The sequence below is a fragment of the Streptomyces sp. NBC_01017 genome (genome assembly GCF_045162795.1).
Taxonomy (GTDB): domain Bacteria; phylum Actinomycetota; class Actinomycetes; order Streptomycetales; family Streptomycetaceae; genus Streptomyces; species Streptomyces machairae.
Genome location: NZ_CP108683.1, coordinates 1,439,704 through 1,452,495 on the forward strand (window position 1 = coordinate 1,439,704; position 12,792 = coordinate 1,452,495).

At 71.0% G+C, this 12,792-nt stretch carries 10 protein-coding genes; 3 read left to right on the top strand and 7 right to left on the bottom strand.

What is annotated here, in order from left to right:
- Positions 1–28: 28 nt before the first annotated feature.
- From OG331_RS07005 to OG331_RS07035, 7 genes are all read right to left on the bottom strand, one after another.
- Entirely contained in the window at positions 29–700 is a 672-nt protein-coding gene (locus tag OG331_RS07005; RefSeq protein ID WP_406192851.1) for a hypothetical protein, read from the bottom strand.
- 177 nt (positions 701–877) lie between these two features.
- Positions 878–2,002, bottom strand: coding sequence for a PP2C family protein-serine/threonine phosphatase (locus OG331_RS07010; protein ID WP_406192854.1), 1,125 nt, complete (start codon positions 2,000–2,002; stop codon positions 878–880).
- Between the two features lie 10 nt (positions 2,003–2,012).
- Entirely contained in the window at positions 2,013–4,190 is a 2,178-nt protein-coding gene (locus OG331_RS07015) for an FUSC family protein (protein WP_406192857.1), read from the bottom strand.
- Complete coding sequence (locus tag OG331_RS07020; RefSeq protein WP_406192860.1) at positions 4,187–5,605, bottom strand: MFS transporter; 1,419 nt, start codon at positions 5,603–5,605, stop codon at positions 4,187–4,189. Before OG331_RS07020 ends, OG331_RS07015 begins: the two co-directional genes overlap by 4 nt.
- 202 nt (positions 5,606–5,807) lie before the next feature.
- Positions 5,808–7,013, bottom strand: a complete 1,206-nt coding sequence (locus OG331_RS07025; RefSeq protein WP_406192863.1) for a glycoside hydrolase family 64 protein — start codon at positions 7,011–7,013, stop codon at positions 5,808–5,810.
- A gap of 246 nt (positions 7,014–7,259) precedes the next feature.
- Positions 7,260–8,366 carry a hypothetical protein gene (locus OG331_RS07030; protein WP_406209791.1) on the bottom strand — a complete coding sequence of 369 codons (1,107 nt, stop codon included), beginning with the start codon at positions 8,364–8,366 and terminating at the stop codon, positions 7,260–7,262.
- Positions 8,367–8,460: 94 nt separating this feature from the next.
- The gene (locus tag OG331_RS07035; protein ID WP_406192866.1) at positions 8,461–9,180 is read right to left on the bottom strand and encodes a DinB family protein; all 720 of its coding nucleotides are present in this window, start codon (positions 9,178–9,180) and stop codon (positions 8,461–8,463) included.
- A gap of 156 nt (positions 9,181–9,336) precedes the next feature.
- Between OG331_RS07035 and OG331_RS07040 the strand changes: the two genes are divergently transcribed.
- The 3 genes from OG331_RS07040 (at position 9,337) to OG331_RS07050 (ending at position 12,763) form a co-directional block, all read left to right on the top strand.
- Positions 9,337–9,993, top strand: a complete 657-nt coding sequence (locus OG331_RS07040) for a TOPRIM nucleotidyl transferase/hydrolase domain-containing protein (protein WP_406192869.1) — start codon at positions 9,337–9,339, stop codon at positions 9,991–9,993.
- A gap of 146 nt (positions 9,994–10,139) precedes the next feature.
- Positions 10,140–12,149: a spermidine synthase gene (locus OG331_RS07045; protein ID WP_406192872.1), complete on the top strand. Its 2,010-nt coding sequence runs from the start codon at positions 10,140–10,142 to the stop codon at positions 12,147–12,149.
- Between the two features lie 170 nt (positions 12,150–12,319).
- Positions 12,320–12,763: a DUF6325 family protein gene (locus tag OG331_RS07050; protein WP_406192875.1), complete on the top strand. Its 444-nt coding sequence runs from the start codon at positions 12,320–12,322 to the stop codon at positions 12,761–12,763.
- Positions 12,764–12,792 lie beyond the last annotated feature (29 nt).

The following is a 12,792-nucleotide window of genomic DNA, read 5'->3' on the forward strand; positions in this document are numbered from 1 at the left end:
CTCGCCCGCATCGCGGAGGTGGCCCGGTTCAGCTGTTGCGGGTGAAGACCTCGTTCTTGGTGGAGCCGTTGGAGCAGAGCTTCTTCTCGTCGGCCGTCATCTTGCGGGACTCGACCACGACCGCGTTGTGCTTGCCGTCCGTGCCGTTCGGGGCGGGGCCGGTGACCACGTCGGGCACGAACCAGTAGTAGTGGCCCCACTTCGGGTCGTCGTAGTGGGTCTGCCACGTGCCGGATATGTCCTGCATCACCTGGGCGCGGGAGATCCAACCCACCTCCCCCGGCTGCACGTTCACCGTGAAGGAACTCGTCTCCGTGTGCGAGCTCTGCCACGTGTAGTTGTACGTCGCGGTGACGCTGGCGGTGATGATGCCCTCGATGCCGCCGCCGACGGTGATCGAGCCGCCCACCGAGTGGGAGGAGCCCACGGTGTCGGCCCATGACATCGTCTGGGCGGCGGGCGAGGCGGTGCAGTTGTAGAGCAGTTCGGAGACCTGACGGGGCTTGCCGAGGTAGGCCTCGCCGATCTCGGGGGAGTTGAAGCTGCACTTGCCTTCGCCGGAAGCGCAGTCGGCCAGGATCTGCTCCGCAGTGGGCTGTTCGTCGGCGGCAGCGGGCACGGCCGCCGCGATCGTCCCGAGGGCGGTCGCCGTCAGCGCCAGCGTGCGGCCGCCGTACCGCAGAGCGCGGTTGATCGTCATCGTTGTTGCCTTTCCACCGTACGTGGGGGGTGGTGACCAGGCCGCTGCACCCTGTTACGGCGGGGCCTGCAGTCACCGCGTGGTGCCCACGAGGCTCACGTAATCCACGGCAGAGCTACACCAAGAACTGGCAAAGTTGTACTTGATGTTCAGAACTGGTGAACAGTCAACTTCCCGCTACCGCTGCCGAGATGGCCCATCGTCCAGGGCGAGGCCGAGGACGGCCCGGTCGTCGTTGTCCGACCGCGTCGACCAGCGCTCGGCGTCGGCCCGTACGAACGACACGACCGTCTCCGGATCGATGGCGCGCCGGCCCGAGAAGCGTTCGCCGAGCCGCTCCAGGACCGGGTAGAAGACGCCGTCCGCGTTGCGCGCCTCGCTCACGCCGTCCGTGTGCAGGAGGAGCACCTCGGAGGGCTTGAGCAGGTGGACGGTCGTGTCGACCGCGTCCGGCGCCATCACGCCCAGGCCCAGGGGCAGACCGGGTGCCGTGAGCAGTCGTCGGGCGCCCTGCGGGCCGACCACCACGGGCGAGGGATGGCCGCGGTCCACGATCCGCACCTCGCCGCCCTCCGGCGGGAACTCCAGCACCAGTGCGGTCACGAACAGTTCGGGGTCGCCGTCGCCGCCGGCCGGGCTGTTGCGGGCGATGCTGAGCTCCAGGCGCTCGGCCAGGCTGCTCAGGTTCTGCCATTCGTGGGCCGAGACCCGGAAGCTGCCCAGCACCGCCGCGACCGTCTGGACCGCGTCCAGTCCCTTGCCGCGGACGTCACCGATGATCGCGCGTACTCCGAAGGACGTCTCGCACACGTCGTACAGATCCCCGCCGACGAGCGTGCCGCCCTCCCCCGCCTCGTAGAACCCGGCGGCGCGTACCGGGCCGAGCCTGCGCGGTACGGGACGCAGCAGGGTGCGCTGCATGGCTTCGGCGACCGAGTTGGCCCGGATCAGATGCTGCCGGGTCCGCTCCCGCTGCCCGGCCAGCGCAATGCTGGCGATGCCGATGAGGGTGGTGGCGAGGTACATCGCGACGTGGTGCTGCTCGTCGAAGTGGCCGGGGCGCCGGGCCGCCATCCACATCTGGAGCCCCAGGCACACCACCGCCGACAGGGCGGTGCCCCGCGGTCCACGTGTCGCGGCGGCCAGCGGCGGTACGGCGATGAGCATGAAGCTCACCGGTTCGCGTCCTCTGACGATCAGTTCGGCCGCCACGTCGACGAGCACCGCGGCCAACGGAAGCCACCACACCCACCCTCGCGCCGAGGGCGGCCGCAGTTCGGAGCGGAGGTTCCGGCTGGACACGGCGCGCCCCCTAACTTCCCTGGCTTCCATGGGCGGCCGTCGTGCCGCGGGCCGTCCGGCCGAGTGCCTCGGGCAGCCCCGCCTCGATCCGGGACAGCTGGACGGTGAGGCTGCGCAGCCACATGTCGAGGTCGACCAGCACGGGCAGCGGCGGTCCGGCCGGTTCCGAGGGCGGCGTCGGCGGTGTCCCGAGCGGCTGCGTCCGGTCGGCGGCGCACAGGGCGGCGAGCCGGTCCGTGACCTGGGCCAGCGCGCGGGCGCCGCTCCGTGCCCGGTCTGCGGTGTCCGGGGACAGCGCGGTCGCGGGCAGGTCGAAGCGGGCCAGCCACTGGGCGCCGAGCAGGATGTGGTTGGCCGTGATGAGCACGCCGTGCCAGTCGGCACTCACCGGCGGGTCGGCCCCGGGTTCACTGCGGAACTGGGCGTACGCGGACTCGGCGAGGCGCAGCCGGTGCAGCGCGGGGAGCGTCGGCGGGGCCGGGGCCGATCCCGGCGGAACGGCAGTCAGCATGTCGACGGTGCCCTTGATCAGCGGGCCGCAGTCCCGCAGCAGCCCCGCCATGGTTCTGCGTACCTCTCTGCGGGCGCCGGCTGGCCAGGCGAGTAGCGCGCACAGCAGGCCGATGGCGCTGCCGGTCACCACGTCCACGATCCGTGCCTCGGCCAGCCGCCAGGAGGCCGGGGCGATCTGGGCGAACGCGGTGGCCACCACGAGCGTGAACAGGGCCTGGGCCCAGGCGATGCCGAAGAGCGGTCCGAGCGCGAAGGCGATGAGCATGGCGGGCGCGAGGATCGCGGCGTACGCCTCGGTGTGCCGGCCGAGGCCGATGAGCAGGGCGCCCGCCGCGACGGCGCCCACGAGGTTGCCGGTGACGGCCTGTCGGATGGCCGCCCAGGTCGCCCCGACGGTGGTCCGGCTCAGCGTGAGCACCGCCAGCAGCACCCAGAAGCCGTGGGTCAGGTCGAGCGAGCCGGCGACGAGCCGTGCCGCGGCGAGAGCCACGGCGATCCGTACGGCGTTCTGGAACTGCACCGAGCGCAGCGTCATGTTGCCGGTGAACCGGCGCAGCCACAGCTGGGGCGCCGCCGCCTGCGTGTACCAGAAGAGTTCCCGTGGCTGGATCGGCGCGGTGCGCCGCCCGTCGAGGCCGACCCGTACGGAGATCTCCAGGATGCGCGTCGACTCGGCGACCGCCAGCAGCGCCGCCTGCCGACGCAGCACGGGCACCGGCGGTACGTAGGCGGCAGGTCCCGTGGCCTGCCGTACGCGCAACTGCTGGAAGGCGTCGATGGCCTTGTCCATCCGCTGTGGTCCGGGGGCGGGCCGACCGGTGCGCAGGGCGGTGTCGGTCTCGTCGCACAGGGCCGCCACCTGCGGCAGCAGCAACCCGGAGGGTGTGTCGGGACGGCCCGTGCCGCCCCGGCCGCCGACGGCCCCGGCACGGCCTTCCCGGACGAGTTCGCGCAGTTCGCCGGTCTCGGTGAGATGGGCCAGTTGTTCGAGCAGCCGACGGGTGGCGGACCCGGCCTCGGCGAGGCCGCGGGCCGCGCGGCCAGGGCCCGCGGGGCGTTCCGCGGGCGGGATGCCGGACAGCCGTAGCCGCGCCCCTGCCTCGCGCAGAGCCTCGGGAGACAGGCTGTTTCGCCCCGCGATGGTGTCGCCCGCCGTCGCCAGCGCCGCGGCGAGGGTCGTCCGGTACGGCGGGTCCGGCGGCTGCGGCAGCAGGAACAGCTCGCACAGCACCAACGCCGCCACTCCGAAGGTCAGCCCTGCCAGCCGCAGCCCGAGGGTCTCGGGTTCGTACGGCGGGAAGCAGGCCAGGATGTAGAAGAGCTGGAGTCCGGGTGCCGCTCCGGCCGGGCGTGGGCCCGCGATCGCGGCGAAGGCCAGGAAGAAGCCCACGACGAGCATGCCGAGCACCGCCGCCCAGGTCTTCACCGCCAGCCCGGTTCCCAGCGTGACCAGGAGCAGGCCCACGGGCAGCGCCTTCAGCATCACCTCGGCGCGCTGCCGCCCGGACCCGGGTATCGGGGACAGCAGGCCGAGGGAGATCGGCGCGAACAGGGCGTACAGCGCCAGCACCGGTTCGTCGAGCCCGTACACGAAGCTGTAGAAACCCGCGGCCGCAGCGACAGTCACCCGCACCGCCCGGTGCAGGATCTGCGTCCGCTCGGCCCCGCCCTTCACGGCAGGCGCCCGCCACGTGGCGCCCGCGAGCCGAGCGAAGGGACTCTGCCGAGGAATACGAGCCGGTGGCGTACGGCCATGACGACCACGGAAGCCGCGAGGATCACCGCGCCTCCGAAGCGCAGGATCACGTCGTACGCGGCCTCCGCCGACCGCTCGGGGACCATCGCCGTGATCGCGGCCGCGGCACCCGCCAGCGCCACGCCGCCCAGCGTGACCAGGAACGTCAGCAGCACACCCGAGGCCTCGCCGGCCCGTTCGGGCGCCACCACCTGCTGGGTCGCGACGCTGGCGAACGTCCAGCCGAGACCGAGGCCCAGTCCGCACCAGGCGAACACCGGAACGTACAGCCACCAGGCAGTGACGAGGCTGAGCACGATCATGCCCGAACCGGCGACCGCCCCGGCCAGCGCCATCACCGCCGTCGGCTGCATGTGCGGGGACAGTCTGGCGCCGAGCGGCCCGCTGAGCGCCACGAGCACGGCGGGCGCGAGGAACACCACGCCGGCGACGAACGGGGACAGCCCCCGCACCTGCTGGAGGTACAGCGTCGAGACGAAGATGGTGACGGCGTAGCCCATGTTGGTGACGGTCCCCGCGCCGGTCACCAGGACGTAGGGCGTGTTGCGGAAGAGCCGCAGGTCGATGAGCGGATGCCGGGCGCGTTGCTCCCGCCGGACGAACAGGGCGCCCGCGACGGCGGCGATCGCCAGCAGGGTGAGGGTGCGGGCGTGGTCCCAGCCCCAGGCGCTGCCCCGCTCCACGGCCAGCGTGAGCGCCGCCAGGGCGCACACGACGGTCAGGCAGCCGGTCAGGTCGAGCTGGCGTGGGGCCGTCGGGTCCCGGGAGTCGGGGACGTACACGTACGCCACGATCAGCGCGAGCACGCTCAGTGGTGCGAGGAGCCAGAAGATCCAGCGCCAGCCGGGCCCCTCGGTGAAGCCGCCGCCGATGAACGGCCCCAGCGCCGTGCCCACGTTGGCGATCCCGAACACCGCACCGAGCGCCCGGGCCCGGGTCGTGTCGGGGAAGGCGTTGGTGATCACGGAGACCGACACCGGGAAGACGAAACCCGCACCGATGCCCTGCACGATCCGTGCCCCGACGAGCGCCCAGAGCCCCGGCGCGAGCGCACAGCCGACCGACCCTGCCGCGAACAGGGCGGTCCCGCCGAGCAGTGCGCCTCTGCGGCCGAAGACGTCGCCGACCCGGCCGCCCACGATGAAGCAGCAGCCGATGGAGAGCATGTACGCGGACAGCGTCCACTGGGCGGCCGAGGCGGTGACGGCGAATTCGTCGGCGATGCCGGGGACGGCCAGGTTCAGCGCGAAGAAGTCGAGCTGGATGCAGAACAGGGCGACCGCCACCGCGATGAACGCCCCCGTCCGCGCGGCCGGCGAAGACTCAGCGCGCATGAGCACGTTCCTCTCGGGCCGACGCCGCCGCGGCGCCTTGGGCGGGCCGGACAAGTGATCCACCGCCCATTGTCGGCCGACCCGCTACGAACCGCAGCCCGACTCCTCCGTACGGCGGCGAGGCCTTGCGGGCACGGAATCCACCGGCACCGCGATCGGCTCACGGTGCCGGTGGCTGCCCCGGCTCACCTGTGACGGGCTGTCAGTTGAAGGGTTCGAGAGTGAGGTAGGCCTGGCGTGGATCGCCGTCGTGCACGAGCGACTCGTGGTGGCCCACGTCGTCGAAGGCGAAGGCGTACGCCTTGCCGTCGGCCATCTGCGCGTGGATCTTGCGGGCGTAGTGGTTGGTGACGCCGTCCTTGTAGAAGGCGTCGGCGTTGGAGTCGGGCTGGTTGGGGTTGACCAGCAGCGTGGAGCGGTTGAACCCGGCGCACAGTGTGCGCGAGATCGGGCCGCGCACCTGGTCGTTCGGGGCGTCGAGCAGCCGGTGACAGCCGAAGACGGAGGAGGCGTCCGGCTTCTGGAAGCTGGTGACGACGGCGCCGGCGGTGTTGGTGAAGTTCATGACGCCGCCGGAGACCCGGCCGAAGTACTTGGTGCCCGGCTGGTCGGCGAACGGCGTGACCGTCAGGGTCGAGGTGGAGTACTTCTGCCAGACGCGGTTGATGTAGTCGTCCATGACGGAGGCCGGCAGTGCGCCGGTTTCCAGTCCGTACAGCGGCGACAGGGCGCGCAGCACGGTCCCGTCGGGTCGCGTCTGGATGAGGTTGGCCCAGCCTCCGGGCTGTCCTCTGAGGGCGTTGAAGAAGCCGTTGTATCCGCCGGGCTTGAGCCGGCCGGTGTTGGCCGTGCTCCCGTCGGCGCGCTGCACTCCGACGGCGTACGGCGCGGAGAACATGTCGACCTGTGTGCTGTTGATCCACAGGCCGGAGTCGTTGAGTGTGTATTCGGACCAGTTGAACAGGATGTTCCGGTTGGGGTCCGTCGGGTTCTGTACGGCGGGCTGGACCAGGCCTCCGGTGGTGAGCTTGAACACCAGCTTCTGGCCGTAGGAGAAGTACACACGGCCGGAGAACTTCGGCATTCGGATGGTCGTCGACTGGCCTGCCGCCGGCCCCGGTATCGAGGCGTCGGGTGCGGGGGTCGGCGGGTTGCCGCCCGCGGGCCAGGGGTGGAAGGTGCCGCCCGCGTCGGCCCAGCCCTGCCGTCCGGTCGACAGTTCGGTGCCGAGGTTGTAGATGTACACCTGCTCGCCGCGGGCGGAGTTGTTGGTGATCTTCAGGGGGATCGTCGCCGGGACCGCGGCCTGGGCCGGCGACTGCGCGCCTGCCGTGAGCAGCCCTCCGGTGAGGACCGTGGCGAGGGTCAGCCCCACGGCCGAGGCTCTGCGTTTGAGTGTGCGCAGCATGCTCTGTCTCCGTTCGACTCCGGTCGATCAGGACGCTTCTGAGAGCGCTCTCAGAATCGCGCCCTGGTATGGACCTGTCAATGAGTTGGGGCTTGGCGCGGCACACCGGTCCGCGGGTGGGAGACGCATTCGGCGGCACTCGACGGGCCGTCAACTCCCCTTACGGTCGCTGACGTTGCTCGCGCCGCCTGTGCCGCCGATGTCGCCTGTGCTGCCTGTGCCGCCTGTGCCGCCTGTGCCGCCGGCCTACGCGGAGACCGGGGCCTCCGCTGTCTCACCGACGCGTCGCGCGGCGGCCAGCCTCAGGGTCACGGCCGCCGCGGCTCCCGCCGCCAGGCCGAAGGTGAGTGCGGCCGGGACGCCGCCGCCCAGGCCGGCGAACGCCTGCAGCAGCCCGTAGTTCATGCCCGTCCTGTCCGTCGCGATCCGCAGCAACTGGCTCGCCAGCAGCCCCAGGACGGTCGCGCAGACCGTGGCCACCGCCATCGCCGGGACCGTGGCCCGGGTGAGCAGCGCCGGCAACCGCCGTAGCGCCCACCACACCACGGCGAGCAACAGCACATCGGCGAGGCGGACCACGAGCCAGTCACCGAGAGCCGCCCCCGAGGGGCCCGACCAGGCGCCCAGCAACAGCCACTGGCGCAGCAGGTCGCCCGGTTCGGAGAGCAGCCCACCGCCTACGGCGGCCGTCTGGATGGCGGCGGCGACCCGCTGGTACGACAGCACCACCAGGGACAGCGCGATCACCGCGGTCCCGACGGTGGCGGCCAGGCGGGCGGCGCGCGCCGGCACGGCCTCCGGTGCCGGCGGCTCGGTCCCCTTGTCGGCGACCCGGGCGGCGAGCACCGTGCCCGCCGCCGCGACCAGCGCGGTCACGACGAGGATCTGCCGCCCGGAGGCGCCCACACTCGCCAACTGCGGCAGGAAACGGTAACTGCCGTGCCCCCATGCGGCGATCAGCCACGGCGCCGAGACAGTCACCGCGAGGGTCCCGGCCACCAGACCCCAGGCCCACAGCGCAAGCAACGCGGCCGTGATCCGGCCCCGCACCGGCGGCAGCCGGCGGACCAGGAGCAGCGCGCCGAGCACGAAGAAGGCGAAGGCCGCGCCGAAGCGGATCTGCAGCGCGGTGCCGTACAACTCGCGGTAGCGGTCGCCGTACTGGAGCGAGGCCGGAGGATCGTACGCCCAAGGTGCCAGCCACTGTTGGAGTCCCACGGCGGTTTGCCCACCCAGCACGCCGTCGGCACCGGGCAGTTCCAGCGCGTGAACACTCGCCCCCGCCCACCAGAGCAGCGCCGTCAGCAGCACCCCTCCGACCAACGCCGGTATCACTGCACGCCGATACGTCATCGTCATCGTCCCGTCCCCCGCCTTCGGTACCGCGTCCCCGTTGCCTTGAACAGGCGGAGAATACGGGACGGTGATCACGCAGGGGTCACAGGTCTCACGCCGACGCGGTGAAGCCGGCCCGCCACAGGTCTCGCAGGAGCGCGATCTCGGCCATGTGGTGGATCAGCTCGAGGTTGGCACCCGACAGGACGGAGATGAACGGCTCGTCGGGGTCGGAGCCGTAGGGGTACTGGGAGAAGCCGAGCGTGTCGAGTTGCTCGTCGGTCATGGTGCCGACGCTCTCGCGCCAGCGGTCGAGCACTGCCCAGAAGCGGTCGAGCGTCAGGGCGGCGGACGGGCTGAAGTCGACCATCAGCTTGGGGTCCTGACGCCGTTGGCCGAAGGTCCACTCCCACTGGCCGGCGAACTGGTAGTGCAGGTGGCCCAGCCGCCAGGCGATCGTGGTGATCGGCGTCTCGTCCGGCTCGGTCGGGCCGCTGTGGGCGAGGATCTGCTCGACGCGCTCGATGCTCACGCTCCAGTCCTCGGCGATCTTGGCCACGGACATGCCGCCTGCCACCTGCCGGGCGACCTCGGCGTACTCGTTGGAGGGGATGTCCGGGGCGCCCTGGTCGAGGAGCCACTCCCCCGGGCCGAACGCTCTCGGCGTCGTCGCCTCGCCCCGGCGCCGGATCGACCAGCAGCCGGGTGCCGGTTCCCACAGGTACTCCTCGTCGCCGAGTCCCGTGAGCCGTACCTCGGCCATTTCCCTTGCGCGGTCGAACTGGTCGAGCAGAAGGCCGAATCGGTCGGTCCGCACGCCACCGGTGTCCATGCCGGGCCCCCTTCGAGGAAACGCACCTCGCTGCGCCTCAGCCGGAGGCTAACGGCTCAAGTGTGCGGGGCGCGACGGAATTACGCGCCCACGGGAAAACGTCCGCGCGGACAGGATCTCCGCCGTGCCACGATGGCGTCGGGGAAGCGAGGTTCCGTGGACGAGTTGACGCGATGGCGCCGCGCGGTGGTCGCTTGGGCGGCCGGCGGAGCGGGGGCAGGTACGGCCGCTGTGACGGCGCGGGAGCTGGCCGGCGGCCAGGTGCGGACGGTCGTGCTCGTCGAGGGGAGCAGTGACCAGGTCGCGCTCGAAGCGCTGGCCACGCGGCACGGCCGTGACCTCGGCGCGGAGGGCGTCGCGGTGGTGCCGCTCGGAGGTGCGACGAACATCGGGCACTTCCTGGACGTGTGCGGTCCGCCGGGGCTCGGTCTGCCGCTGGCCGGTCTCTGCGACGTCGGTGAGGAACGGCATTTCCGGCGCCATCTGGAGCGGGTCGGGCTCGGGTCCGGTCTCACGCACGCCGGGCTGGAGACACTCGGGTTCTACGTGTGTGTCGCCGACCTGGAGGACGAGCTGATCCGCGCTCTCGGCGCCGGGACCGTGCAAGAGGTCATCGAGACCCAGGGCGAGTGGCGCCCCTTCCAGACCTTCCGGAACCAGCCGGCCCAGCGGGAACGGCCCGTCGAGCACCAACTCCGGCGCTTCATGGGCACGCACAGCGGTCGCAAGGCGCTCTACGCGCAGTCGCTGGTCGCGCACCTGGACCTCGATCGTGTGCCCCGGCCGCTGGAGCGCCTACTCGAACACGTCTGACGTCCCGCTGCTCGCCACAGTGCTCCTGCGCGGTGTCCGCCTCAATGTCCGCGGCTCCCACCGGCAAGGCATCTCGACTCGTCGACCCGGAAATGGCACCGTAATCCGGCATGAAGCTGACGGATTCCGGACAAAAGGTAAGTTCGGTGCGCTGGAGACTGGTGCTCGCCAGCACCACCATGCTCTTCGTAGAGCTGGCGCTGATCAGATGGGCAGGCGCCAACGTCGTCCATCTCAGCTACTTCTCGAACTTCATCCTGCTGGGATCGTTCCTCGGTATCGGCATCGGCTTCCTGCTCCCCGCCGCGCGCGGACAGTGGCTCAAACGCTGGACCCCGATCCCCCTGGCTCTGCTCGTCATCCTCGTGCGCACGTATCCGGTCCAAGTACGTCAGAGCAGCAGTGAGGTCATCTACTTCACCGCCGTGAAGACCACCGGCCTCCCCCAGTGGGTGACGCTGCCGGCGATCTTCCTGCTGACCGCGGTGATCATGGCGGGGATCGGCAAGATCACCGCCGACCTCTTCCGCCAACTCCCCTCACTCGACGCCTACCGCTACGACCTGCTCGGCAGCATCACCGGCTCGGTCTCCTTCGCCGCACTGTCCTGGCTGCGCGCCCCCTCGGTGGTGTGGGGCGTGCTCGCGGCCGTGGCGCTGCTGATCCTCGGTGGCCGCCGCAACACCCTCTTCTACGGTGTCCCCCTCGCGGCGATGGTCGCCGCGCTGTTCCTGGAGTCGACGACGGCAGGCATCTCCTGGTCGCCGTACTACAAGATCGAGCTGAAGTCCTCGCCGACCACCACGCGGACGTACTACATCTCCGCCAACGGTGTCCCGCACCAGAGCACCGCGCCGCTCCCGGTGCTGATGCGGGAGAACTCGCCCTATCGGCAGGCGTACGACCAGACGCCCCGCAACCCGCACAAGCGCGTGCTGATCATCGGAGCCGGCAACGGCAACGACGTCGCCGTCGCACTGGCGCACGGAGCACAGCGCGTGGACGCGGTCGAGATCGACCCCCGCCTCCAGGAGATCGGCGCGGAGCTGCACCCCGCCAGGCCGTACGACGACCCGAGGGTGCACGTCCACATCGACGACGGTCGGGCGTTCCTGGAGCGGACGAACGCCAAGTACGACCTCATCATCCTGGCGCTGCCGGACTCCCTGACCCTGGTGTCGGGGGCGAGCAACCTGCGGCTGGAGAGCTACCTCTTCACCCGGCAGGCGTTCGAAGCGGCCCGCGATCACCTGACGCCGGACGGCGCGTTCGCGATGTACAACTACTACCGCAAGAGCTGGTTGGTCGACCGCTTCGCCGGCGACCTCGACGACCTCTACGGCCACGCCCCCTGCATGACGACGTTCAAACGGAACGCGGCCGTGCTGGTGGCCGGAATGACCTCGGCCGACCAGTCCTGCAAGCAGACCTGGCAGCCGAGCGGCCCCGTCCCGGCGGCCGCGACCGACGACCACCCGTTCCCGTATCTGCTGCACCGGACCATCCCCACGATCTATCTGGGCGCCCTGGGTGCGATCCTGCTGGTGACGCTGTTGTCGGTGCGCCTGGCCGGGGTCCGCATCCGAAGCACGTTCCGCTACTTCGACATGTTCCTGCTGGGCGCGGCCTTCCTGCTGCTCGAAACGAAGAACGTGATCGGTTTCGCGCTGTACTTCGGCACAACCTGGCTGGTCAACGCCCTTGTCTTCTTCGGTGTCCTGCTCTCCGTCCTGGCCGCGGTCGAGGTGCGGCGCAGGTTGCGGCGGGTCAACATGCTGGTGTTGCAGCTGATGCTCTTCGGCTCTCTCGCGGTGGCCTTTCTCGTCCCGCCGCAGGCCGTGCTCTCCCTGCCCACCGCGGGCCGGCTGGCCGCCGCCATCGCCCTGGCCTTCGCGCCCATCTTCTGCGCCAACCTCATCTTCTCGGACCGGCTCGCGCAGGCCGCCGACCCGACGTCGGCGTTCGGCGCGAATCTGCTGGGCGCGCTGACCGGGGGCGCACTCGAGTACCTGGCCCTGATGACGGGCTATCAGGCGCTGCTGCTGGTCGTCGCCGCGCTGTACCTGGGGGCCTGCATCGCCATGCACTACGCCGGACGCGGACCGGGCGGGCAGACGACACGGATGCCCGACGAGACGGTGAGCGTCAAAACCTGACATCGGCCGGGGATCCGGTCGGACGCCGGGCAACCCTGGCGCCCCGTGAACATGCAGGGCGCCGGGCCGAGTGCTGCAATGGCTGGAGGGTCTGATCCTCCGGCTGCGCAGCGGGCGACCGACGTCCGACGAAGTGTGCCCGGGCCCGTACCCACCTCTGAGGAGTGGCCATGCACCAGGACATCGGGGACATGGGGCCCGTCGACTACCTGATCGTCGAGTTCCCCGGCAGCCGTATGACGGGTGAGGGGCTGCCCCTGCTCGTCGACCTGGTCGAGGGCGGCGTCATCCGCATCCTCGACCTCGTCTTCATCCACAAGGGCACCGACGGTTCCGTCGACCTGGTGGAACTCCGCAACGTGGGGGACGAGGTCGACCTGACCGTGTTCGAGGGAGCCTCGTCAGGACTGCTGGACCAGGGCGACCTGGATGACGCCGGTGCCGCGCTGGAGGCCGGCAACTCCGCCGCCGTCGTCGTGTACGAGAACGTCTGGGCCGCCCCCCTGGCCCGTGCGCTGCGGCGCGGCGGGGCCGAGGTGGTGGCCAGTGGGCGCATCCCCGTGGCCGCGTTGCTGGCGTCGCTGGAGGCCGCCGAGGCGACGGCGGCGCCCTAGGGGGACCGATGCCGCCATCGCAGCACCAC

Bases quoted from the DNA above. Each gene is read 5' to 3' on its own strand.
- OG331_RS07005 (WP_406192851.1), bottom strand. From the start codon at position 700: ATGACGATCAACCGCGCTCTGCGGTACGGCGGCCGCACGCTGGCGCTG.
- OG331_RS07020 (WP_406192860.1), bottom strand. From the start codon at position 5,605: ATGCGCGCTGAGTCTTCGCCGGCCGCGCGGACGGGGGCGTTCATCGCG.
- OG331_RS07025 (WP_406192863.1), bottom strand. From the start codon at position 7,013: ATGCTGCGCACACTCAAACGCAGAGCCTCGGCCGTGGGGCTGACCCTC.
- OG331_RS07030 (WP_406209791.1), bottom strand. From the start codon at position 8,366: ATGACGTATCGGCGTGCAGTGATACCGGCGTTGGTCGGAGGGGTGCTG.
- OG331_RS07035 (WP_406192866.1), bottom strand. From the start codon at position 9,180: ATGGACACCGGTGGCGTGCGGACCGACCGATTCGGCCTTCTGCTCGAC.
- OG331_RS07050 (WP_406192875.1), top strand. From the start codon at position 12,320: ATGCACCAGGACATCGGGGACATGGGGCCCGTCGACTACCTGATCGTC.